The sequence below is a fragment of the Stutzerimonas stutzeri genome, from assembly GCF_000935215.1.
Taxonomy (GTDB): domain Bacteria; phylum Pseudomonadota; class Gammaproteobacteria; order Pseudomonadales; family Pseudomonadaceae; genus Stutzerimonas.
The window spans coordinates 1-23,827 of record NZ_JXXD01000003.1; the positions used below are offsets into that span (position 1 = coordinate 1).

Annotated in this window: 22 protein-coding genes; 8 read left to right on the forward strand and 14 right to left on the reverse strand. The window is 62.7% G+C overall.

Annotated elements, in window-relative coordinates; all coding sequences use genetic code 11:
* Positions 1-393 (reverse strand): endonuclease domain-containing protein (locus LO50_RS23910; RefSeq protein WP_080902051.1); only part of this gene is annotated, 393 nt, incomplete at its 3' end.
* Positions 394-516: 123 nt separating this feature from the next.
* Positions 517-2,100 carry a peptide chain release factor 3 gene (locus tag LO50_RS00280; RefSeq protein WP_044313733.1) on the reverse strand — a complete coding sequence of 528 codons (1,584 nt, stop codon included), beginning with the start codon at positions 2,098-2,100 and terminating at the stop codon, positions 517-519.
* 406 nt (positions 2,101-2,506) lie between these two features.
* On the opposite strand from LO50_RS00280, the gene LO50_RS00285 reads away from it, so the two are divergent.
* The gene (locus tag LO50_RS00285) at positions 2,507-3,670 is read left to right on the forward strand and encodes a type III PLP-dependent enzyme (protein WP_003302224.1); all 1,164 of its coding nucleotides are present in this window, start codon (positions 2,507-2,509) and stop codon (positions 3,668-3,670) included.
* 58 nt (positions 3,671-3,728) lie between these two features.
* Here LO50_RS00285 and LO50_RS00290 read toward each other — a convergent pair whose 3' ends face one another.
* Together LO50_RS00290 and LO50_RS00295 are read right to left on the reverse strand one after the other, a co-directional pair.
* The gene (locus LO50_RS00290; protein ID WP_044313734.1) at positions 3,729-4,487 is read right to left on the reverse strand and encodes a tetratricopeptide repeat protein; all 759 of its coding nucleotides are present in this window, start codon (positions 4,485-4,487) and stop codon (positions 3,729-3,731) included.
* Positions 4,487-5,167: a Fe2+-dependent dioxygenase gene (locus LO50_RS00295; protein WP_041014861.1), complete on the reverse strand. Its 681-nt coding sequence runs from the start codon at positions 5,165-5,167 to the stop codon at positions 4,487-4,489. The genes LO50_RS00290 and LO50_RS00295 overlap by 1 nt, the downstream gene beginning before the upstream one ends.
* A 138-nt stretch (positions 5,168-5,305) precedes the next feature.
* On the opposite strand from LO50_RS00295, the gene LO50_RS00300 reads away from it, so the two are divergent.
* Entirely contained in the window at positions 5,306-7,564 is a 2,259-nt protein-coding gene (locus tag LO50_RS00300) for a TonB-dependent receptor (protein ID WP_044313735.1), read from the forward strand.
* Positions 7,565-7,624: 60 nt separating this feature from the next.
* On the opposite strand, the gene LO50_RS00305 is transcribed toward LO50_RS00300, so the two are convergent.
* The 6 genes from LO50_RS00305 to LO50_RS00330 all read right to left on the reverse strand — a co-directional run bounded on the left by LO50_RS00305 (position 7,625) and on the right by LO50_RS00330 (position 14,511).
* Positions 7,625-9,190, reverse strand: a complete 1,566-nt coding sequence (locus LO50_RS00305; protein WP_080902049.1) for a sulfite reductase subunit alpha — start codon at positions 9,188-9,190, stop codon at positions 7,625-7,627.
* Positions 9,191-9,262: 72 nt separating this feature from the next.
* Complete coding sequence (locus LO50_RS00310; protein ID WP_044313736.1) at positions 9,263-10,138, reverse strand: DUF4198 domain-containing protein; 876 nt, start codon at positions 10,136-10,138, stop codon at positions 9,263-9,265.
* A gap of 14 nt (positions 10,139-10,152) precedes the next feature.
* A complete protein-coding gene (locus LO50_RS00315) occupies positions 10,153-10,662 on the reverse strand; it encodes a DUF2271 domain-containing protein (RefSeq protein WP_023445936.1) in 510 nt (169 codons plus the stop codon).
* A 9-nt stretch (positions 10,663-10,671) separates the two neighbouring features.
* A complete protein-coding gene (locus LO50_RS00320) occupies positions 10,672-11,265 on the reverse strand; it encodes a PepSY-associated TM helix domain-containing protein (RefSeq protein WP_023445935.1) in 594 nt (197 codons plus the stop codon).
* Between the two features lie 158 nt (positions 11,266-11,423).
* Complete coding sequence (locus LO50_RS00325; protein ID WP_044313737.1) at positions 11,424-13,628, reverse strand: TonB-dependent receptor domain-containing protein; 2,205 nt, start codon at positions 13,626-13,628, stop codon at positions 11,424-11,426.
* Between the two features lie 178 nt (positions 13,629-13,806).
* A complete protein-coding gene (locus LO50_RS00330) occupies positions 13,807-14,511 on the reverse strand; it encodes an SIMPL domain-containing protein (RefSeq protein WP_044313738.1) in 705 nt (234 codons plus the stop codon).
* Positions 14,512-14,663: 152 nt separating this feature from the next.
* On the opposite strand from LO50_RS00330, the gene LO50_RS00335 reads away from it, so the two are divergent.
* The 6 genes from LO50_RS00335 to LO50_RS00360 all read left to right on the forward strand — a co-directional run bounded on the left by LO50_RS00335 (position 14,664) and on the right by LO50_RS00360 (position 19,512).
* Complete coding sequence (locus LO50_RS00335) at positions 14,664-15,917, forward strand: ATP-binding protein (protein WP_044313739.1); 1,254 nt, start codon at positions 14,664-14,666, stop codon at positions 15,915-15,917.
* Positions 15,918-15,950: 33 nt separating this feature from the next.
* Positions 15,951-16,511, forward strand: a complete 561-nt coding sequence (locus LO50_RS00340; protein ID WP_014821408.1) for a response regulator transcription factor — start codon at positions 15,951-15,953, stop codon at positions 16,509-16,511.
* Positions 16,512-16,616: 105 nt separating this feature from the next.
* Positions 16,617-17,558 (forward strand): AEC family transporter, encoded by a 942-nt coding sequence (locus LO50_RS00345; protein WP_044313740.1) that lies wholly within the window; start codon positions 16,617-16,619, stop codon positions 17,556-17,558.
* Between the two features lie 186 nt (positions 17,559-17,744).
* Entirely contained in the window at positions 17,745-18,731 is a 987-nt protein-coding gene (locus LO50_RS00350; RefSeq protein WP_003302238.1) for a M23 family metallopeptidase, read from the forward strand.
* The gene (locus LO50_RS00355; protein ID WP_003302240.1) at positions 18,712-19,068 is read left to right on the forward strand and encodes a hypothetical protein; all 357 of its coding nucleotides are present in this window, start codon (positions 18,712-18,714) and stop codon (positions 19,066-19,068) included. Before LO50_RS00350 ends, LO50_RS00355 begins: the two co-directional genes overlap by 20 nt.
* Positions 19,069-19,086: 18 nt before the next feature.
* Positions 19,087-19,512, forward strand: a complete 426-nt coding sequence (locus LO50_RS00360) for a bactofilin family protein (RefSeq protein WP_003302242.1) — start codon at positions 19,087-19,089, stop codon at positions 19,510-19,512.
* 44 nt (positions 19,513-19,556) lie between these two features.
* Here LO50_RS00360 and LO50_RS00365 read toward each other — a convergent pair whose 3' ends face one another.
* From LO50_RS00365 to gatB, 4 genes are all read right to left on the reverse strand, one after another.
* The gene (locus LO50_RS00365; protein WP_003302243.1) at positions 19,557-20,642 is read right to left on the reverse strand and encodes a calcium/sodium antiporter; all 1,086 of its coding nucleotides are present in this window, start codon (positions 20,640-20,642) and stop codon (positions 19,557-19,559) included.
* Positions 20,643-20,683: 41 nt separating this feature from the next.
* Positions 20,684-21,769 carry a calcium/sodium antiporter gene (locus LO50_RS00370; protein ID WP_003302248.1) on the reverse strand — a complete coding sequence of 362 codons (1,086 nt, stop codon included), beginning with the start codon at positions 21,767-21,769 and terminating at the stop codon, positions 20,684-20,686.
* A gap of 66 nt (positions 21,770-21,835) precedes the next feature.
* Positions 21,836-22,237 (reverse strand): septal ring lytic transglycosylase RlpA family protein, encoded by a 402-nt coding sequence (locus tag LO50_RS00375; RefSeq protein WP_003302249.1) that lies wholly within the window; start codon positions 22,235-22,237, stop codon positions 21,836-21,838.
* Between the two features lie 140 nt (positions 22,238-22,377).
* Positions 22,378-23,823 carry an Asp-tRNA(Asn)/Glu-tRNA(Gln) amidotransferase subunit GatB gene (gene gatB / locus LO50_RS00380; RefSeq protein WP_003302250.1) on the reverse strand — a complete coding sequence of 482 codons (1,446 nt, stop codon included), beginning with the start codon at positions 23,821-23,823 and terminating at the stop codon, positions 22,378-22,380.
* Between the last annotated feature and the right edge of the window lie 4 nt (positions 23,824-23,827).

The window sequence follows — 23,827 nt, forward strand, 5'->3', positions numbered from 1 at the left end:
CTCCCCGTTGGGGAGAGGGTTGGGGTGAGGGGTACGGGTATCAATCCAGCTCAAGATTTCAGTCAGAACACCCTCTAGATTCCGTATCACATCCAGATTGCTGAAGCGTAGAACCTCCAGCCCGTGGTGCTGCAGGTAGGCCGTGCGCAAACGGTCTTTCGCCAGACCAGCTTCGTCGAAGTGCTGACCGCCATCGAGTTCAACTACAAGTCGCAATTCTGCACAGTAGAAATCCAGGACATAGGGCGGGCACGGATGCTGTCGGCGAAATTTGAATCCGGCTAAGCCGCGATTGCGCAACTGGCGCCACAGCAGACGCTCGCAATCGGTGAGTTGGTATCGCAGGTGTCTGGCGAACTGGCGTTGTTCGGGGGAGGCGCGTTCGGTGGGCATTCACGGTCCTTGTGAAAAGGCAGCCTCTCGCTTCCATGCGAGAGCGCATCTAAATGAGCGCAGCGGCAGTAATGCGCAGAATCAACTACGCCTGCTGTACCCCGCAGCAGGCGCATTCCTGGGTCAGTGATGCTCGCGTGTCGCCCGGAACTTCACATCCGGCCAGCGCTCTTCCATCAGGCTCAGATTCACCCGCGTCGGTGCCAGGTAGGTGAGGTGGCCGCCGCCGTCGATGGCGAGGTTCTCGTAGGCCTTGTTCTTGAAGTCTTCGAGCTTCTTCTTGTCATCGCACTCGATCCAGCGCGCCGACCAGACGTTGATCGCCTCGTAGGCACACTCGACCTTGTATTCCTCTTTCAGGCGACTGGCGACGACGTCGAACTGCAGCACGCCCACCGCGCCGAGGATGATGTCGTTGTTGCGCTCGGGGAAGAACACCTGGGTGGCGCCTTCCTCGGCCAGTTCCTGCAGGCCCTGGCGCAGCTGCTTGGATTTCAGCGGATCCTTCAGGCGCACGCGGCGGAACAGTTCCGGGGCGAAGTGCGGGATACCGGTGAAGCCGAGGTTCTCGCCTTCGGTAAAGGTGTCGCCGATCTGGATGGTGCCGTGGTTGTGCAGACCGATGATGTCGCCGGCCCAGGCTTCCTCGAGCATTTCCCGCTCGCTGGAGAAGAAGGTCAGGGCGTCGGCGATGCGGACATCCTTGCCGATGCGCGCGTGGCGCAGCTTCATGCCTTTCTCGTACTTGCCCGAGCAGATGCGCATGAAGGCGATGCGGTCGCGGTGCTTGGGGTCCATGTTCGCCTGGATCTTGAACACGAAGCCGGTGAACTTCTCCTCGACCGGCTCGACCACTCGCTCGTTGGCCGCGCGGGGCAGCGGCATCGGCGCCCAGTCGACGACGGCGTCGAGCACATGGTCCACACCGAAATTGCCCAGCGCGGTACCGAAAAACACCGGGGTCAGCTGACCATTGAGGAATTCGTCCTGGTCGAACTCGTGGCAGGCGCCCTGAACCAGTTCCAGCTGTTCGATGAAACGCTCGTACTCGTCGCCGATGTGCTTGCGCGCTTCGGCGGAATCCAGGTTCTGGATGATCTTGACCTCGGTGCGCTCGTGCCCGTGGCCCGGCGTGTAGACGATGATGTAGTCGTCCTTGAGGTGGTACACGCCCTTGAAGTCGCGGTAGCAGCCGATCGGCCATGTGATCGGCGCGGCCTTGATCTTGAGGACCGCCTCGATCTCGTCGAGCAGTTCGATGGGGTCGCGGATATCGCGGTCGAGCTTGTTGATGAAGCTCACGATTGGCGTGTCGCGCAGGCGGCAGACGTCCATCAGCGCGATGGTGCGTGGCTCGACGCCCTTGCCGCCGTCGAGAACCATCAGCGCCGAGTCCACCGCGGTCAAGGTGCGGTAGGTGTCTTCCGAGAAGTCCTCGTGACCGGGGGTGTCGAGCAGGTTGATCATGTGCTCGCGGTAGGGGAACTGCATCACCGAGGTGGTGATTGAGATGCCGCGCTGCTTCTCCATTTCCATCCAGTCGGAGGTGGCATGGCGGTCGGATTTGCGCGACTTCACCGTACCGGCAACGGCGATCGCCTTGCCCATCAGCAGCAGCTTTTCGGTGATGGTCGTCTTGCCCGCATCGGGGTGCGAGATGATGGCGAAGGTACGGCGCTTCGCGACTTCGGCGGCCTGAGTGGTCATCGGAATTAAGGAACCCGTCGACGAGTAGTCGGTCTGTCAAAAAAGGCGGCGATTATAGCGGTAAATGGATTCCGCTGCGGCCCGCACGGCTGCGGAAATCGCCGATTTGTGCAGTTTCCATGACGCTTTGTTTTGAATCGACAACAACTCGAAACGGATGCACCTTCGGGACGTTTTTTTGATTGATCTATGCCCCCCTTGGTCCTAAAGTTCGCGCCCGAACGTCCATGCTGGCAACGATCCATCCGGCTCAAGTACTGACGACGAGAGATCCTCCGTGATACTCGGCGACATGCCTTGGGAAGTAGGCGAACCAAAGTGGGGAAACTGATCAGGCGTTCTTGTCAGGGCTGATGCCCTCCATCCCTCATCCGACTTTTGTTTCCCGTTTTTTGGAGTCCCACGCATGACGGTCAAGATCGAAGACTATTACCCTCGCGCCACCTTCCAGAAGATGAAGGCATTTGCCGACCAGCACGAAACCCCCTTCGTGGTGATCGACACCGAAACCATCAGCAAGGCCTATGACGACCTGCGCGCCGGTTTCGAATTCGCCAGCGTGTACTACGCCGTCAAGGCCAACCCGGCGGTCGAGATCATCGATCTGCTGCGCGACAAGGGTTCGAGCTTCGATATCGCCTCGATCTATGAGCTGGACAAGGTGATGTCCCGCGGCGTTGGCCCGGAGCGCATCAGCTACGGCAACACCATCAAGAAAGCCAAGGACATCCGCTACTTCTACGACAAGGGTGTGCGCATGTTCGCCACCGACTCGGAAGCCGACCTGCGCAACATCGCCAAGGCCGCGCCGGGTTCGAAAGTCTATGTACGCATCCTCACCGAAGGCTCTACCACTGCGGACTGGCCGCTGTCGCGCAAGTTCGGCTGCCAGACCGACATGGCGATGGATCTCTTGATCCTCGCACGTCAGCTGAAGCTGGAGCCCTACGGCATTTCCTTCCATGTCGGTTCGCAGCAGCGCGACATTTCCGTATGGGACGCCGCCATCGCCAAGGTCAAGGTGATCTTCGAGCGTCTGAAGGAAGAAGACGGCATCGAGCTGAAGATGATCAACATGGGTGGCGGTTTCCCCGCCAACTACATCACCCGCACCAACAGCCTTGAAACCTACGCCGAGGAAATCATCCGCTTCCTCAAGGAAGACTTCGGCGACGAGTTGCCGGAAATCATCCTCGAGCCGGGTCGCTCGCTGATCGCTAACGCCGGCATCCTCGTCAGTGAAGTGGTGCTGGTGGCACGCAAGTCGCGTACCGCGGTCGAGCGCTGGGTGTATGTCGACGTGGGCAAGTTCAGCGGTTTGATCGAAACCATGGACGAGTCGATCAAATTCCCGATCTATGCCGAGAAGAAGGGCGAGGTCGAGGAAGTGGTGATCGCCGGTCCGACCTGCGACAGCGCCGACATCATGTACGAGAACTACAAGTACGGCCTGCCGCTTAACCTGGCCATCGGCGACCGCCTGTACTGGCTGTCCACCGGTGCCTACACCACCAGCTACAGCGCCGTCGAATTCAACGGCTTCCCGCCGCTGAAGGCTTACTACATCTAAGCCGTAGACGATGAACGAACGCCCCGCATTGCGGGGCGTTTTCGTTTCTGTGCTTCGTTCACCGCAACCCGGCGCGTAGCTCGTCGTGTCGCCGCGCGTAGGCCTCGACGATATCGGCGATCTGAGGCAATGCGGCGGCCTGCAGGCTGGCCAGCGCGGTCTCGACGAACTTCAGGTGGCCAACCTCAAGCGCGCGGTCCAGCCAATGCCGGGCGGCGTCCCATTGCTGCTGGGTGAGCAGCACGGCGGCATGGCTGAACTGGCCGCGAAAGTCGCCAGCCTCCGCGGAACGTCGATACCAGCCGTGCGCCGCTGACACGTCGCGCGACACACCGCGGCCTTCTTCCAGGCAGCGTCCGGTCAGGTTCATCGACTTGGCGTGGCCCAGCTCGGCGGCCTGGCGGTATAGGCGATAAGCCGCGACTTCATCCTGCGGAATGCCGCGGTCGGTGGCGAGCAGATTGGCCAGGTTGTACATGCCCCAGTCCAACCCCATGTCTGCCGCGCGCCGGTACCGCTCGGCGGCGCGTGCGGGATTGGCCGGGCAGCCCCAGCCAAGCTCGTGGCAGCGTCCGGCCATGTTGCAGGCCATGGCGTGGCCGCGGCCGGCGGCGATGCCGAACCAGGTCAGGGCCAGTTCGGGATCGGCCTGGATGCCGCGGCCCTCCAGCAGGATTTGCCCGAGCAGCGCCTGCGCTTCGATTTCCCCGGTCGCGGCGGCCGCGAGGACCAGGCGTGCGGCTCGGTGCGGTTCCTCGGCCAGCTTGCCCAGCTGGTCGCTGTAGAGGGCTTCCTCACGGCGCAGAAGATGAGGCATCAGACCTCGACCCAGCGGCGCAGCAGGTTGTGATAGGTGCCGGTCAGTTGCACCAGGGATGGGTGCTCCGGCACATCGGCGGTCAGTTGCTGGATGGCCTGGTCCATCTCGTAGAGCAGCGTGCGCTGCGCATCCTCGCGCACCAGGCTCTGAATCCAGAAGAACGAAGCCAGCCGTGCGCCGCGCGTGACCGGCTCGACCTTGTGCAGGCTGGTGCTGGGGTAGAGCACCATGTCGCCGGCAGCGAACTTCACCCGCTGCGTGCCGTAGGTGTCGTGGATCACCAGTTCGCCGCCGTCGTACTCGTCGGGATCGCTGAAGAACAGTGTGGCGGACAGGTCGGTGCGCACGCGTTCGGCGCTGTTGCGTACCTGACGCACCGCATTGTCGATGTGATAGCCAAACTCGCCGCCTGCCGTGTAGCAGTTGAACAGGGGCGGAAAGACCTTGCTCGGCAGCGCGGCAGACATGAACTGCGGGTGCTGCCAGAGCCGTTGCAGCATGGCTTCGGCAATCTCGCGGGCGAGTGGGTCGTCCTCCTCCAGCTGCAGATTGTATTTGGCCTTGGCCGACTGATAGCCAGCCGTGACGCGGCCGTCCTGCCAGTTGGCCTGTTCCAGCGCGGAGCGAATACGGTCGGTTTCTTCTCGGGAGAACACATTGGCAATGCGTAGAAGCATGGATCACCGGCAGGAGTGAAAAGAGCAAATGATATTAGTATGCATTCAGGTGTTTCAGAATGCGACAGGATGTATCAGAATGCTACCTGCTAATAATAGCAATTCGCAGTTGCATAAACTTCCAAGGATCCGCATTACATGTCGCGTCAGTCTCTAGAACTTGCCCAGCCACCTCGCGTGTTGGCTTCGGCTATCGGTGTCGCCCTTACCGCTTTCTCCGCTCCCTCCATGGCTCAGGTCGTGCCTGCAGCGTCATCGCCCAGCGAAGCGCCGGTTGCGCTCGATGAAGTGACGGTGATCGGTGAGCAGGAACAGGCCTACAAGGCCGATACATCCGCTTCGAAGAAATACACGGCACCGCTGCGTGAAACACCGAAGTCGGTCACCGTGATCACCGACCAGGTGATTCGCGACACCGGTTCGCTGACGTTGGTCGATGCATTGCGCACCACTTCCGGCATCACCTTCGGTGCGGGCGAGGGCGGAAATCCGGCGGGCGACCGGCCGATCATCCGCGGCTTCAACGCCGAGAGCGATACCTTCATCGACGGCCTGCGTGACGTTGGCTCGCAAACCCGCGAGATCTTCAACGTCGAGAGCATCGAAGTGAGCAAGGGGCCGGGCTCAGCCTACACCGGTGCCGGCTCCACGGGCGGCAGCCTCAACCTGATCAGCAAGACCGCCAAGCAACGCGACTTCGGCGATGCCAGCGTCACCCTCGGTTCGGACCAGACACGCCGCTATACGCTGGACGTCAACCGCGTGCTCGGTGACAACGTCGCCGGCCGTCTGAACCTGATGAAGCACGAGGCCAACGTCGCCGGCCGCGATGGTGTGGATGTCAGTCGTTGGGGCGTGGCACCGACCATCACCTTCGGCTTCGATACGCCGACCCGGGCGACGCTGTCTTACTACCACCTGGAAACAGACGACATGCCGGACTACGGCATTCCGCTGACCGTGGCTACGCCAGGCAATCCAGGTCGCGAGCCAGTGAGCGTGGATCGCGACAACTTCTACGGCCTTGAAAGCCGCGACTTCCGCGAGAGCACCACGGATGCCGGCACCATTCGGCTCGAGCACGACCTGAACGAGAACCTGACCGTCTCCAACACTACGCGTATCGCCCGCACCACCCTGGACTACATCGTCACCAACCCGGACGATTCGCGTGGCAACGTGCCCAATGGACTGGTTTCGCGCTCTGCCAAGAGCCGCAATTCCGATACCCAGAGCTGGGTCAACCAGACCGATCTGACGGCGCGATTCGACATCGGCAGCATCGAGCACACCCTGGTGACCGGCGTGGAAATCAGCGATGTCGGCGTGCACAACCGACCCTACGTGGTCACTCCGGGCACCAGCGGCAACACCTGTTCGTCGGCGCACCTGGCTTCGGGCGACTGCACCAGCCTGTCCAACCCGAGCTCCAAGGATGCCTGGACCGGCAGCATCGCGCGCAGCGCGGCGACGACCGATACCGACACCGAAACGCTGGCGGCCTACGTCTTCGATACGCTGAAGTTCAACGAGCAGTGGTCGCTGAACATGGGCCTGCGCTACGACGACTACGAAACGGAGCAGAAGGCCGTCTCCACCGCCGGTGTCGTCACCCGGCCGGAGAACAAGAGCCACTTCTGGAACTACCAGTTGGGTCTGGTCTTCAATCCGCTGCCCAATGGCAGCATCTACGCGGCGTGGTCGACCTCCAGCAACCCGTCCGGCGAGACCGGCGGCGAAGGCTCCGATGCGCTCAGCGTGAACAACCAGGTTCTCGATCCGGAGCGCAACCGCAACTACGAGATCGGCACCAAGTGGGACTTCTTCGACGAGCGTCTGGGCCTGACCGCCGCGCTGTTCCGCACCGAGAAGACCAACGCGCGGGTTACCAACGCCAGCGGTTTCCAGGAAAGCATCGGTGAAACCCAGGTCGACGGCCTGGAGCTGGGCGCCACCGGCCAGATCACCCGTAACTGGCAGGTGTTTGCCAGCTATACCTATCTGGACGCCGAACTGGTCAAGTCCGGTGCCGCCAACGTCGGCACCCGCGCGGCGCCGGTGTACGTGGAAGGGCTGTACGACGGTAACGAGGTGCCGAGCACGCCGAAGCACAGCTTCAGCTTCTGGAACACCTACAACCTCACCCAGGACCTGACCATCGGTGGCGGTGCGACCTACGTCGACTCCCGCTTCGGCGACACGGCCAACAACATCGAGGTACCGGAATACTGGCGCTACGATGCGATGGCCGCCTATCGCGTGAGCAAGAATCTGGACCTGCAGCTGAACGTGCAGAACCTGACCGACAAGCGCTATTTCGATCAGGTCTACGGCAGCCACTATGCCCACGTCGCGGCCGGTCGTACTGCGTTACTGAGCACCAACTTCCACTTCTGATCCCGCTGTGAAAATGACAAAGGCCGCTCTTCGAAGCGGCCTTTGTCGTTATGGCGGACATCAATACAGGTCGCGGCGATAGCGTCCCTGCTCGCTCAGCTGTTCCAGCCGCGCCTGGCCGAGCAGACCGAGCAGGATCTGCTGCACTTCCTGCCCCATGCCTTCCAGGCTGCCGCAAACGTAGATCGCCGCGCCCTGATCGACCCAGTGACGCAGGTCGTCGGCCGCATCCCGTAGGACGTGCTGCACGTAGCGCTTGTCCGGCTGATCGCGAGAAAAAGCCAGATCCAGCCGCGCCAGTAGGCCGCTATCGAGCCAACGCTGCAGTTCGTCATGAAAGAAAAAGTCGTGGGCGGCGTTGCGTTCGCCGAATAGCAGCCAGTTTCGTGAGCCTTGGGAAGTGGCGGCGCGTTCGCGCAGGTGTGCTCGCAGCCCGGCGATGCCGGTGCCATTTCCGATCAGAATGAGCGGTGTCTCGCCAGCCGGGCCGTGAAACGACGGATTGCTACGGATACGCAGGTCGATCGCTTCGCCAAGCGCGGCATAACGGCACAACCAGCCCGAACCGAGTCCTGGCGTGCCATCCGGATAGCTGGCCTCGCGCACCACCAGCTGCAGCGAACCATCGGTTGCGACTGAGGCGATCGAGTATTCGCGGTGGGGCAACGCAGGCAGGGCCAGCAGGGCATCAGCGTCGAGGGCACGCAGCTGCGCGGTCTCGGGCAGCCTTCGGTTGCTTAGGTGCGCTGCCAGGCTCCGACCATCAATGAGTCTGTGGGGATCGAGCCCGAGGTGTTGCAGCATCGCTTCCACGCGCACGAGGTCGTGCCGCGGGCCGACTTCGACGATATCGCCGGCGCGCCAGTGCTGCTGATCGTCTATCGGAACCAGCTTCAGATGCTGCACTGGCGCACCGGCGCTACCGGGGTTAAGGCAGCGTCGGTCGGTGAGGCGCCAGCGTTGATAGGGTGCCGGCAGCCAGTCGCTGAAATCGCTGCTGCCACTCAGATGCGCAAGTTGATGCTGCCAGTGGCCCAGCACGCCGGCATCGGCTCTGTCAGCCTCCAGGCGATCAAATAGAGGTGTGGCGCCACATTGCTTCAGTCGCTCATCCAGGCGCTGCCCGAATGCGCAGAAATGACGGTACTGGCGATCACCGAAAGCCAGTACGGCGTACTCCAGATCGTGCAGTGCCAGGCTTGCTCCGGCCAGACTCCGCTCGAAGCGCGCGCCATTGTCTGGAGGTTCGCCTTCGCCATAGGTGCTGACAACGAACAGGATGCGCCGGGCGGGTAGTCGGTTCGGCTCCAACTCATTCAACGGCAGTAGCTGTACGTCCACGCCAGCATCGCGGAGTTGGTCTGCGCTGTGCGCGGCATAGCGCTGCGCTTGCCCGCCTTGGCTGGAGTAGGCCACCAACAGTGCGGTCGTAGTGGCGGCAGGTGTCGGTTGGGAGCACAGCTGCTTACGCCAGCAGTACAACGACACTGCCAGGTAGGTGGCGATTACCAGCGCAGCACTGATCGCCCGCGGCGGTTGCCACCACAGCAGCAGCGCAGCGATGGCGGTGCAGCCGAGCAGCGGCGAAATACGCTGCACGGATGAGAAAGGCGAGGGCAAAGACATGACTCGTTGGCGGGGTTGCGGAATTCGGCGCTGCCTGAGCCGTAGATAGCGGCTCGGGCAGCTATTCGGACGTCAGGGCGCCAGCACTTCCAGGGTGGCGCTGTAGCTGGCGCGCCGCTCGGTGGCTGGTTTGCTCACACCCTTGTCTGTGGTCAGCTCGGCTTCCAGCCAGTACATACCGGCTTCAGGCCAGGTGATGCTGACCTTGCCGTCGGTGTCGGTCTTGGCGTTGATCTCGCCCAGTTCGTCGCGGTAACGGTTGCCGCCCGGTATCACGCTGATCTCGATATCCGCGGCAGGCTTGCCGTCGAGCAGAAAAACGAACTCCGCCGCTTCGCCAGCAAAAAGGTCGTTGGGGTGGGTGACTGGTTTGAGTTCCAGGCCCTGTCCGGTGGGTGCGAGCACGTCGGTGCTGGGTGCGCCGGAGGTCACGAACACTTCCATGCGGTTGCTGGTCTGGCTGACCTTGAGACCTTCGGCCTTGGCCGGGACGTCCTTGGCGAAGCTTTCCGGGGTGCCCATCCAGCGGCGCATCTGGCCGTTTTCCTTCCAGCTGGCGAACAGGCCGTTGTTGGCGACCGCCAGCTTGTAGGTGCCCTTCTGGCTCAGCTGCACATCGAAGGTACTGCGGTAGCGGCCGATGGCGCCGTTCTGTACCGCAACCTTGGAGCCATCCGGGGCGATGACCTGCAGCTCCGGAACCGGCCGCCCGCGCATGCCGGGCGGGCCACCTGCCGGCGCCTGGGCTGCCTCGCCGATACCCTTGAGGCGCATCGGCACGTGTTCGAAATAGAACAGGTCGTTGGAAACCGCGGCGTCGACGGTGATCCAAGGCTCTTCACCCGAGAGTACGGTGGCCGAAGGCAGCATCCAGGCGCGGTGGGCCTGGGCCGAAAGCGGCAGGCAGACGGCGAGGGCCAGGGCGGTCCATTTGATGACGGGTTTCATGGCGTGCTTCCTGTTCATGGGGTCAGCGTGAGATTGATGGCGCCCAGCTCACTCTTGCCCTGGGCTTGATGTTCGGCGTTCTGCTGGGGCGGCCAGCTGAATGGGACGCGCAGCAGCTCGCGGCCACCGACCTCACGGGCGGCTTCGACCACCACGCGGTACTCGCCGGCCTCCAGCGTTTTGAACGGCGCCTGCTTGTCAGAAAACTTCAGGCTGTGGCTGCCCACGGCACGGGTGGCGCCGCTGACGCCATCAACCGGCATTTCCAGGCTGCGGCCGCTACGGCGCCACCACTGGCGCAGGTCCTTGAGCCACTTTTCACCTTCCTTGTCCTTGAGCTTGGTGTCGTACCACACCGCCAGATTGGCAACGTGGCTCTGGTCCGGACGCTCGAGCCAGATGGCGACATAGGGACGGTGGTACTCGGCGACATCCAGGCGGGGGATTTCCACGTCCAGCTGCAGGTCCGCCGCGTATAGCGGGGCGCTAAGCAGGGCGAGGGGGAACAACAGGCGTTTACGCATGAGCAGTCCTTAATGAATGAAGAGCAGCGCCAGTAGCAGCGGAATCACCAGCCCCAGGCCAACCAGTGGCCAGGTGCCGGGGCGATTGCCGGCATGGCGTTGCAGGAGCAGCAGGCCGGTGAGGCTGAACACCACACAGGCAACGGCAAACAGATCGATGAACCAGCTCCAGGCTTCGCCGCTGTGACGGCCCTTGTGCAGGTCGTTGAAGTAGGCGATCCAGCCGCGATCGGTCGATTCGTATTCCAGCTCGCCGCTTTCCAGGCTCAGACTCAGCCAGGCATCGCCGCCAGGACGGGGCAGGGCGACGTAGAGTTCGCCATCGCTCCACTCGGCTTCGCGACCGGCCAGCTGCACGCCCAGGGTCTGTTCCAGCCATCGCTGCAGGTCAGCTGGCAGGCCGTCCTCCGGAGTGTCGGCCTGCAGACTGTTGAGCAGCCGCTCGGGCAGCTGCCCTTCGCGGGTTTCCACCAGCGGTTTGCTCTCGATCTGCCCGGCGTGGTTCAGCGTGATGCCGGTGACCGCAAACAGCAGCATGCCGACCAGGCACAGCGCGGAGCTGATCCAGTGCCATTGGCGCAGAGTGCCGAGCCAGATATGCATGGTGGTCCTTGGCGTATGGGAGGGTGGGCGAATTCTAGGGCGACTGACGCGGCGATACTAAAGATTTACAAACAGCATACATTCGCGTTTTTCATGATCCGTATGGGCGAGAAACAACAGAGCCGGGATGATCCCGGCTCTGTTGTGTCGCCTTCAGGTCAGAAGGTCAGGTTGGCTGACAGCCATAGGCGGCGGCCTTCTTCCACGATACCGGTGGTGGCGGCGCCGGAGTGGCTGTAGTCGGTGCCGTAGGCCGTGCCGTTTGCGCTCCCGCCATTGGAGTAGGTGGTGTAGGCCTTGCCGTCGACGAAGTCCTTGTCGAAGAGGTTGTAGATCGTCGCGTTGAGCGTCAGGTTCTCCGTAGCCCGATACGACCCGCCCAGGTGAAACAGTGTGTATGCCTTGGCGTTCTTGCCCAGCGTGTCGTAGATCGACTGGCTGGTGGAGTAGCTGCCGTTGGCGTTAGCGAGATTCTCGTAGCTGGAGGTGAAGCGCGCGCGCTCACCGCGGTACTCGCTCTTCAGCCACAGGCCCAGACGGTCGGTGGTCTGCCAGTCGAGTTTGGCGTTGGCCAGGTGTTCGGGCGTGTTGGTCAGCGGCTCTCCCTGGTTATCGCCACTCTTCTGCTCGCTGTCGGTGTAGGTGTAGTTGGCGCTCAGTTTCCAGGCTGGTGCGAACTGCCAGCTGCCAGCCAGCTCCAGGCCACGGGTCACCGCTTCGTCGACGTTGATCTGCTGCGAGCAGGTGCCGTTGTTGTTGCCTGCGCACAGTGGATCGGTGATCGGGTCGCCGCTGGCGATCTTGTCCTTGAACTTGTTGTGGAACAGCGTGGCGTTGGCGCTGAAGCCGGTCAGGCTGTCGAAATAGGCACCGATCTCGGTACTGGTGGTCGTTTCGGGGTCCAGGTCCGGGTTGCCGATGGTGATGATGGAGCCCTGGCCGGTTACGCCATTGATGCCGCCGTGCAGGTCGTTCAGGTCCGGCGTCTTGTAGCCCTTGCTGATACCACCCTTGAGGGTCCAGTTGTCGGTGGTGTTCCAGACCAGGTAAGCCCGCGGGCTGACATGTCCACCAAAGGACTCGTGGTCGTCATAGCGGGCGCCCAGGGTAAGGGCCAGATCATCGCGTAGGCGCCACTCATCCTCGGCAAACAGTGCCCAGGTCTTCTGCTCGAATTCCGTCTGGGCGATGCCATCGGTCATTTCGGCTTTCCACCATTGGCCGCCTACGGTGGCGATGTGCGATTCGCCGATCGGGGCAACCAGCTTGGTGTCGAAGACCAGGTTGGTGGTTTCCAGCTCGCGGTCGTCCCCGCCGATTGCCCCGGGTACGGCGGTCGGCGCACCGATGGCGCCGGGAATGGTCCGGCCAAAGGTTTCGGTGGTGTTGTGCATCAGGCTGGAATCCAGCGTGCCGAAGCCGAGGCGACCGGTGTGGGTCAGGGCGATCTGTTCGCGCTCGAAGCGAAGCTCGTCGTCATAGCCGTTCGCGGCGCTAGCCGGCGCGGTGCAAGCCCTGTTCAAGCCGTCGAGGGTGCCGAGCTGGCATTCGTCGTTGTTGTATGCCTGCCGCCCACGCTCGATATCCAGCGCGAAGTCATGGTCCTGATGCGGGGTCAGGGCCAGGCGGGCGCCGATGTTCTGGTTGCGACCGTCGACGGGCGAGGGGCCGCGCTTGCTGACGTCGATGCCATTGCCGTAGCTAAGGTCCGACTCCTGGCGATCAAACAGGCTGCCGCGGACCTGCAGACCGAGCAGGCCGTCGACCAGCGGACCACTGGCGTAGACACTGGTGTTGCGGGTGTCGCCGAAGTCGCGATCTTGTTGGTAGGTGTAATCCTGTGTCAGCGAGCCGGTCCACTCCTTGCCGACCTTGCGGGTGATGATGTTGATTACCCCGCCCATGGCGTCGGAGCCGTAGAGCGTCGACATCGGGCCACGGATCACTTCGATGCGCTCGATGGCCGACAGCGGCGGCATGAAGCTGGTGGAGGTTTCGTTGAAGCCGTTTGGCGTGACATTGCCTGCGGCGTTCTGTCGACGGCCGTCGATGAGGATCAGGGTGTACTGGCTGGGCATGCCGCGGATGCTGATGTTGAGCCCGCCGGTCTTGCCGGTGCCCTGGCCGATGTCGATGCCTTCCACGTCGCCCAGTGCCTGCGCCAGGTTGTTGTAGCGCTTCTGCTGCAGGTCTTCACGGCTGATGACGCTGATGCTGGCCGGTGCTTCGGTGATCTTCTGTTCGAAGCCGGAGGCGCTGACGACCGTGTCGTTGAGCGTGACAGGCGCGTTCTGGGCGAGAGCCGTCCAGCTGCAGCCGATCATGGCGCAGGACAGGGCGGTACGTGCGAAGGGGATGGACATGCGGGCTCCTTGTAGCCGTCTCGTTGGCGCCCGCATGATAATCATTCGTAAACGAGAATTTAGACTTTACTGCATTAGTTTCTCATCTTGGTCGTCAAATCGGTTGCCAACCCTTGCACAGCGCGGGCTGGCTATTTGTAAGCGAATATTTAGAAGTGGTCCGAACAGTCAGTTTCTGTCACGGCATCTGAACTTCGATGACGCCGTCGGCGTTGATCGAGACCTGGCGAGTGCCCGCTTCGATTTCGGGGATGGGTGCCGATTCCATCATGTCCATCTTCATCGCGCTGCTGCGCATGACAGGTTGAAATCCGCCGCCGTTGAGGTTGAGGCTCACCAGCTTGTAACCGCTGCCGCCGAGCGCTTCGGTCGCGAGTTGGGCGCGCGCCTGGAACGCGGCGACCGCCTCCTTGAGCAGGGCATCCTCGTTCTGCTTGCGGATCGGGTCAGAGACACTGAAGTGCATGCTGCTCATCTTCAGGCTCTTCATCAGCTCGGCGGTCAGCTTCGACAGGCTGGCAAAGTTGCCGCTCTCCAGGCGCAGCTCGGCACGCTCCCGCCAGCCGGAGATATGCTGGCCCTTGTCGTCATAGACCGGATAGCTGTTGCGGCTGCCCTGGCTGACGATCACATCCTTGCTCTGCCGAGCGGTCTCCAGCGCCTGGTTCAAGGTCGTCGTCGTCTGTGCCGCGAGCTGGGCCGGATCACTGTGTTGTGCTTCGCTGTAAAGCGTGACGTGCATGCGGTCATGCGCAACTTCGCTGCTGACTTCGGCGCGCAGGGCGACCTGGTTGTAGCGGGGTTGCTCGGCAATGACAGGCAGGCTGACGAGGCCCGTGGCCAGCGCCATGATAGCGGCGCTGCGGAAGGGAGTTGATTGCATAGCGGATCCTTGGCAAAAGCACCGGGCGGTGCGATAGCACAAGACTGTACCTGCGCCGTTAAATGTATGCAGCTGCCTGTGCGTCGAGTTGCCGCATTTCCGGCTGGCTGGCAGATGGCTTGGTTATACTCCGCCGAATTGTTGGAGACTCCATGTACGCATCCGTCCCGCTGCTGTCCGCCAGCCGGCAGAACCTTCGGTTACTGACACTCATCCGCATTGTGGTGCTGGCTGCGCAGTCCGGCGCCGTGGGCGTGGCTTATGCGACCCAGTTGCTGACGCTGCCGTGGCTCGCGTTGGGCATTACGCTCGCTGTCTCGGCCGTGCTTTGTCTGGGCACGGCGTTGCGGTTGCGTGGCCCCTGGCCGGTCACCGAGCTCGAGTATGCGGTGCATCTGGGCTGCGATCTGATGGTCCATAGCGCGCTGCTGTATTACTCCGGTGGCTCGACCAATCCTTTCGTCTCCTATTACCTCGTGCCACTGACCATCGCCGCGGCAACCCTGCCGTGGCTGTACTCCATCGTTCTCTCCGGTCTTGCGCTGTTGGGCTACACATTGATGCTGGTGTGGTACGACCCGCTGACCCTGCCACCCTTCGAGCGCGCGACGCTGCAGGTTTACGGCATGTGGCTGAGTTTCGCGTTGGCCGCGGCACTGATTACGTTCTTCGTCGCGCGCATGGCTGAACAGTTGCGCCGCCAGGAACAACAGCAGGCCCAACGCCGCGAGGAGAGCATGCGCGATCAACAGCTGCTCGCCGTGGCTACACAAGCTGCCGGTGCTGCCCATGAGCTGGGTACGCCGTTGGCGACCATGAGTGTGCTGCTCAAGGAGTTGCGCCAGGAATACAAGGACCCGCAGCTGAGCGAGGATCTCGGCCTGCTGCAGTCGCAGGTCCAGCTCTGCAAAGAGAGCCTGCGACAGCTGGTTCGGGCTGCCGAGGCTGATCGGCGTCAGGCAGTCGTCGAGCAGACCGCTCGCGAGTGGGTCGACTCGGTCCTGCAGCGCTGGCACCTAATGCGCCCTGAAGCGACCTATCGTTTCCACTGCATGGGCTTAGGCAGTCCGCCGCGTCTGATGCCGCCAGCTGACCTCAGCCAGTCGTTGCTCAACCTGCTGAACAACGCCACCGATGCCAGCCCCGAGGACCTGGAAATACGTCTGGACTGGGACGCGCAGTGGGTGAAACTGACCATACGCGATCATGGGGCTGGGGTGCCGCTGGCCATTGCCGAGCAAATTGGCAGGCCCTTCATTACCACTAAAGGCAAGGGCTTTGGCCTTGGTCTGTTTCTCAGTCAGGCCAGCGTCACCCGCGCCGGCGGCACAGTGAAGCTCTACAATCACGAAGAAGGTGGCACACTGACCGAACTGCGCCTACCGCATGGTTCGGTGCGCCCCTGATCCCGTTCGTGAACAATGCGAGGAAATGCACAGATGACCGACGAGTTGCAGCAAGAGGGTGAAGAACAACCTCACCTGCTGTTGGTGGATGACGATCCGACGTTCACCCGGGTAATGGCGCGCGCCATGAGTCGCCGGGGCCTGCAGGTCAGCATCGCTGGTTCTGCGGAGGAGGGCCTGGCCCTGGCCAAGCAGGATATTCCTGACTACGCAGTGCTCGACCTTAAGATGGAAGGCGATTCGGGCCTGGTGCTGCTGCCCAAGTTGCTCGAGCTGGACCCCGAAATGCGGGTGTTGATCCTGACCGGTTACTCGAGCATCGCCACAGCGGTGGAGGCGATCAAGCGCGGCGCCTGCAATTACCTGTGCAAGCCTGCCGATGCCGACGACGTGCTGGCGGCATTGTTGTCGCAGCATGCCGATCTCGACAGCCTGGTGCCGGAAAATCCCATGTCGGTCGATCGCCTGCAGTGGGAGCATATCCAGCGGGTGCTCAGTGAGCACGACGGCAACATCTCCGCTACCGCCCGTGCCCTGGGCATGCATCGACGGACCTTGCAGCGCAAACTACAGAAACGTCCGGTGCGACGCTAACCGGCGTCATCGTCTCGCGGGGGGGGCGTTGTCATCACACGACGCCCGAGCCCTCGCGTAACGCATGCTTTATGCTTGCGAGCTTTGTAGTTGCAGGCGTCTTCCATGCTCCCCCTCGTACTGCAAACCCTGAGCGTCACTGCGCCGGTGTTTGCCATGTTGTTTCTCGGTGTCGCGCTCAAGCGCCTCGGCTGGATCAACGCTGCGTTCGTGTATACGGCTTCGGCGCTGGTGTTCAGGGGCACCATGCCGACGCTGCTGTTCATCTCCATCATCAAGGCCGATCTGACAGCGGCGCTGCAGCCGGCACTGCTGCTCTATTTCGTGCTCGCCACGATTGCGACATTTATCGTGGCCTGGGTCTGGGCCTTGTGGCGTTGCCCGGCATCCGATCGCGGCGTGTACGTGCAGGGCGCGTTTCGTGGCAACAACGGCATCGTCGGCCTGGCGCTGGCTAGCAGCCTCTACGGTGACTACGGCCTGTCGGTTGGCGGTGTGCTCGCCGGGGTGGTGATTCTGGTCTACAACAGCCTCTCGGCGATGGTGCTCGCCATCTACAGCCCGGATGGACAGGTCGGCCCGAAGGAAATTTTGCTCAGCATCCTGCGTAATCCGCTGATCATTGGTGTGGTCGCGGCCGTGCCCTTCGCCTATTGGCAGATTGACTTGCCGGGCTGGCTGATGACCTCGGGCCAGTACTTTGCGCAGATGACCTTGCCACTGGCGCTCATCTGCATCGGCGCCACGCTGTCATTGGATGCGTTGCGCAAGAGCAGCGGCAGTGCGCTCAGTTCGAGCCTGATGAAAATGGTCTGGCTGCCGGCACTCGCGACCCTGGGTGCTTGGGCCTACGGCTTTCGCGATGCGGAGCTGGGTATCCTGTTTCTCTACTTTGCCAGCCCAACGGCGGCGGCGAGTTTCGTCATGGCGCGCGCGGTCAATTCCAATCATCAGCTGGCCGCGACCATCATTGTCATCACGACGCTGATGGCAGCGCTGAGCATCAACGCCGGGCTGTTTCTGCTGGGCTGGCTGGGCTGGATCTAGTCGAGACCTTGGCTGCGATTCGCCGCGCCGTTCGTCGCCAATGCGGCTCTCAGCTTAAGAATCGCGTAGCGATGGTCGTAATCGGTCATCAGGCCTCAGAAAAAAAAGTGCGTTTGCGCCAAATTGCCCTGGACGTTCAACGGCTTGCCTGGCGAGGCAGCCGCTCCGTGTTCTAGGGAATCTTTCATGGCATTTTTCACACCTTCGAGCCGCTCGCTGACGCGTGACGACATACGCGTGGTGAATCTGCGGCGCCTTGCGGTTCCGGGTTTTGCGCTGTTGCTGGTGCTGAATCTGGGAAGCTTTGCCGGCGGTGTCTGGCTTGGCAGCGATCTGCACACGCCGAACCTGGCCACGCATCAGGGTGATGTACCTGTCGAGGATGAGGACCGCTTTGCCATTGCCCGCGTAGGCGAGGTGGTCGGCCGGTTGAAAACGCTCGAATCCGACCTGCTCGCCCTGCAGCAGATGATGGATCAACAGCGTGTTTTGCATGGCCAGCTGTCGGCGCTGGACCCGACGCTGCTGCCCGTGCTGGTGCCGGAGCGTACTGCGGGCACGGACGGTACAGGGCAGGGCGGCGCGCTGTTGCCGCCTCGGGGCTGTTCGGGGGAACTGCTGGTCGATGCCGAGCGGCTGAGCCTTGCTCACCTGCAGCGCAGCGAGGCCTCGGCGCTCTGCATGCGGGTGATGCTGGATGGGCTGATGCAGCAGGTCGCCGAGCGAAACGCGGCGCTCATGGCGATTCCGTCACGGCGACCGGTTGGCGAGGCGCGGCTGGGTTCGGCATTCGGCAATCGCGTCGACCCTTTCCGCAAGAAGCTGGCGTTCCATTCCGGGGTGGACTTCGCCTTGCGCAGCGGCTCCGACGTGGTCGCTGCGGCGGGAGGCCGGGTGCGCTTCGCCGGCTACCGAGGCGCCTACGGCAAGCTGGTGGAGATCGACCATGGCAATCGCCTGGTCACGCGCTATGCCCACCTGTCTCGGCTGGATGTACGCCAGGGCGAGGTCGTCACGCCGGCACAGCGTATCGGTGCGGTGGGCTCGACAGGCCGATCCACTGGTCCTCATCTGCATTTCGAGGTGCTGCACAAGGGCCGCTTCGTCGACCCGCAGCGTTTCCTGGCCCTGGGTGATCTGGAGCGTGACAGCGATGGCCTGGCTGAGGACTAAACGCCCCTCCACCCGCGAGCTGCTACGCGCTGAGCACCGACTGCAGGCTGCGCGTAGCGTGCGTAGCGGTCGTTGGCTCATCTTTGCACTGCTCTGCGTGATCGGCGCGCTGCTGTTCCTGCGCAACCACGAGCACGCAGCTCATGCGCGGCAGCTCGAGGCGCTGACGCAGGACAGCCAGGCACTCAGGACCGCACTGGGGCAGAGCCGCTTGAAGCGCAAGGAAATCCAGGCCACCGAAGAGCAATTGCTAAGGCGAATAGCCACCCTCTCTGCGCAGGTCGAGCGACTGCAGACCGATCTGGCTTTCTTCCGTCAGCAGAAGAAGGCCCGTTAACCTTTTTGGGAGTAGACGATGTTTCACAAGAAAAAGCCGGCACCACGCGTCACCATCGATCAATTTTCCAGCCTGATCTCCGGCAATCTGTCCCTGGTCGGGGACGTGACCTTCGAGGAAGGATTGAAGGTCAGCGGCGAAGTGCGAGGCGATGTCTGCCACAAGCCGGGTACCCATAGCCTGCTGGCGCTGAGTGCCGAGGGACGGATCGAGGGCAACGTGAGCAGTTACGATGCGCTGATCGACGGCACCATCGTCGGTGATCTGGTGGTGGAGCATCTGCTCGAGCTGCATTCCAATGCACGCGTGCGCGGGAACATCCGCTATCGCCAGTTGAGCATGGAGAACGGCGCGGTGGTCGACGGCACCCTCAACCGCATGGGGGACGAAGAGGAGAGTGCCCAGGTGTTCGAGCTTCCCCGGCCTCAGATGCGTGAGGGCTAAGTGAAGGCGGGCCGCTCAGGCCCACCTGTGGCTCACCTTTCTTATCAGCGCTGGGTTTTCCAGGCGCGGCCGGCGATGACCAGCAGCGTGATCGCGGTCAACGGCAGCGCGTAGCCCAGCATGGCATCGCCAAAGGTTTCCGCGAACGGGCGGCCGGTGCTGGTCAGCACCAGGTACAGGGTGTACGCCACGTAATAGGCGAGGAACAGCGCGCCTTCCCAACGCTTGATGCAGTAGCCGGCGAAGAAGATCGGCAGGCAGGCCACCGCTACGGCGATCATCACCGGGAAATCGAAGGCCAGCGCGTTGGACGACACGCCGATCGCTTGCGGCGACACCAGCGAGGCCAGGCCCAGTACGCAGAGCAGATTGAAGATGTTGCTGCCGACGATGTTGCCGACGGCGATATCACGCTCGCCGCGGAAGGCCGCCATGATCGAGGTGGCCAGTTCCGGCAGCGAAGTACCGATGGCAATTACCGTCAAGCCGATGACCAGCTCCGACAGGCCGAGCGCCCGGGCCAGGGCCACGGCACCCTCGACTAGGAAGTTGGAACCCACTACCAGCAACACCAGACCTGCGATCACGAGGCCAGCGTTGATCAGCCCTGCATGCGGCTTGGCCGGCTCGTCCAAACCGAACTCCTTGGCAAACTCGTCGTCGACTTCCGCAGCTTTTTCCCGGCGGCTGCTGATGATCAGGAACAGCGTGTAAGCCACTACCGCGGTGAACAGCAGCGCGCCGTCGATACGGCTGAGTTCGCCGTCCCAGGCAAGGCCGAAAGTCACCAGGCTGGCACCGATCATGATCGGCACGTCCAGGCGGATCAATTGGCGCGACACCACCAGCGGGGCGACCAGCGCGGTCATGCCGAGGATCAGCAGCACGTTGGCGATGTTGCTGCCCACCACGTTGCCGATTGCAATGTCGCCGCTACCGTTGAGTGAAGCTTGCACGCTGACGGCCGTTTCTGGCGCGCTTGTACCGAAAGCGACCACGGTGAGACCGATGACCAGCGGGGAAATGCCGAACTGGGCGGCGAGTTTGGCTGCACCTCGCACCAGGACCTCCGCGCCGGCGACGAGCAGCACCAAGCCGGCTACGAGGTAGACAAAGGTCATCAGGGTCACGATGGGGTGCTCCGCAAAAAATCCAGATAAAAGAGGGTGATTCAGCGCTGGTGTTGCCAGGCGCGCAGGAAGATCACCAAAAGCGTGACGGCCGTCAAGGGGAACGCGAACCAGAGCATCGCGTCGCGCAGCAGCTCGATGGCGCCCAGGCCGGTGGCGAACATCACCAGATACAGGGTGTAGGCCAGGTAATAGGCGAAAAACATCAGCCCTTCCCAGCGGCGGATGCAATACCCGGAAAAGAAAATCGGCAGGCAGGCGACGAACACGGCCAGCATTACCGGGAAGTCGAAGGACTGGGCGTTGGGTGAAATGGACAGGCCGTCCGCAGCCACCGCGGCGCCGGCCCCGAGCACCAGCAGCAGATTGAAGATGCAGCTACCCACCACATTGCCGACGGCAATGTCGCGTTCACCCTTGATGACCGCCAGCACCGAGGTCGCCAGCTCCGGCATCGAGGTGCCGACCGCGACCACCGTCAGGCCGATGACCAGTTCGGAAAGACCGAGCGCACGGGCCAGGCCCACGGCACCTTCGATCAGCAGATTCGAGCCGCCCACCAGCAGCCCCAGACCGAGCAGGATCAGCAACAGCTGGAGCACCCAGGCATAGGGCTTGTCGCCGGTGTCCGGACCGAACTCCGTGTCGAATTCATCGACGCCAGGTCCCGGTTTGTCCCGCTTGCTGGCGACTACCAGAAACAGCGTGTAGCCAATCAGGGCAACGAGCAGCAGGATACCGTCCAGTCGGCTGATGCTACCGTTCCAGGCCAGTCCATAGCAGAGCAGCCCGGCGCCGATCATCACCGGCACGTCGAGGCGGATCAGCTGCCGGGATACCACCAGCGGTGCGATCACTGCGGAAACGCCGAGAATCAGCAGGATATTGGCGATGTTGCTGCCGATCACATTGCCTACCGCGATGTCACCGCTGCCATTCAGCGATGCCTGTACGCTGACGGCTGTTTCCGGTGCGCTGGTGCCGAAGGCCACTACGGTCAGTCCGATGATCAGGGGTGGAATGCCGAAACGGCTGGCCAGTTTGGCGGCACCGCGTACCAGCGCTTCGGCGCCGACGACGAGCAACACCAGGCCGCCGATGAGGTAGGCAAAGGTAATCAGCGACATGCGGGCGCTCCCTTGGCTGCGGTATCGCGGTCTGTGCTCTGTGACATCACTATAGGTGCCTTTTCTTCATGGAAGGGTTTCGATACGTACGCGGATCACACCGCTCTCGAGCATGTCCAGTTGTGCCGCCGCCGCGCGAGAAAGGTCGATGATGCGGCCGCGGCGAAAGGGGCCGCGATCGTTGATGCGTACCACCACCTGCTTGCCGTTCTGCTCGTTGGTTACCCGCACCCGCGTGCCGAAGGGCAGACTGCGATGGGCGGCGACCAGTGCGTTCTGATCATGGGTTTCGCCGTTGGCGGTGCGTTGGCCGTGGTGCATCCGCGCGTAATAGGAGGCCTTGCCGCTCTGGCTGAAGCGATCATGCGTGGCGGGTGGTGCCTTGGTGGGTTGAGCCGGCTGGCGATCTGCGCAGCCGCTGGCCAGCAAGGCCAGCAACAGCAGGGCGGTGAAGCGTGTCAGGCGCATGAACAATCCTTCCGTTGGGTCGATCGCTGAGTCGGCGATGGCCCGCGGCAGGTGTCGTGACGTTGTGGCGATGCCGGGAGCGGTGGTGCAGCGATGTCCGCGGTTGCAGCTGGGGCAACCGCGCAGGGCCATCGCTCAGCTTAGCCTTCGAGTTTCTTCTTCAGCAGTTGGTTCACCTGGCCAGGGTTGGCCTTGCCCTTGGAAGCCTTCATCGCCTGGCCGACGAAGAAGCCGAACATCTTGCCGCGCTTGGCTTCGTCGCTGGCGCGGTACTGCTCGACCTGCTCGGCATTGGCCGCCAGCACTTCGTCGAGCATCGCCTCGATGGCGCCGGAGTCGGTAACCTGCTTGAGGCCTTTCTTCTCGATGATCTGGTCAGCCGAGCCTTCACCGGCGGCCATGGCCTCGAAGACCATCTTGGCGATCTTGCCGCTGATGGTGTCGTCCTTGATGCGCAGGATCATGCCGCCCAGTTGCTCGGCGGAAACCGGTGACTGCTCGATCTCCAGGCCTTCCTTGTTGAGCAGGCTGGACAGCTCGCCCATCACCCAGTTGGCGGCCAGCTTGGCGTCGCCGCAGGCCTGCTGGACCTGCTCGAAGTAGTCGGCCAGCTCGCGGCTGGCGGCCAGCACGCTGGCGTCATAGGCCGACAGGCCGAACTCGCGCTCGAAGCGTTCGCGCTTCTGCACCGGCAGCTCCGGCAGGCTGGCGCGCACTTCGTCGAGAAAGCTCTGCTCGATCACCACCGGCAGCAGGTCGGGGCAGGGGAAGTAGCGATAGTCGTTGGCTTCTTCCTTGCTGCGCATGGAGCGCGTCTCGTCCTTGTTAGGGTCGTACAGGCGGGTTTCCTGCACCACCTTGCCGCCGTCCTCGATCAGCTCGATCTGCCGCTGCACTTCGTGGTTGATCGCCTTCTCGATGAAGCGGAAGGAGTTGACGTTCTTGATCTCGGCGCGGGTGCCGAACTCGGCCTGGCCCTTGGGCCGCACCGAGACGTTGCAGTCGCAGCGCAGCGAGCCTTCGGCCATGTTGCCGTCGCAGATGCCGAGGTAGCGCACCAGCGCGTGGATCGCCTTGACGTAGGCGACCGCTTCCTTGGCCGAACGGATGTCCGGCTCGGAGACGATCTCCAGCAGCGGGGTGCCGGCGCGGTTCAGGTCGATACCGCTCATGCCGTGGAAGTCTTCGTGCAGGCTCTTGCCGGCGTCCTCTTCCAGGTGTGCGCGGGTGATACCGATGCGCCGGGTGCTGCCATCTTCCAGGGTGATGTCCAGATGGCCCTTGCCGACGATGGGATGGTCCATCTGGCTGGTCTGGTAGCCCTTTGGAAGGTCAGGATAGAAGTAGTTCTTGCGGGCGAAGACGTTCTTCGGCGCGATCTCGGCGTCGATTGCCAGGCCGAACTTGCACGCCATGCGCACGGCTTCGGCATTGAGTACCGGCAGGGTGCCGGGCATGCCCAGATCGACGAGGCTGGCCTGGGTGTTGGGCTCGGCACCGAAAGTGGTGGCGCTACCGGAAAAGATCTTCGACTGGGTCGCGAGCTGTGCGTGAATCTCCAGCCCGATCACGGTTTCCCATTGCATCTTC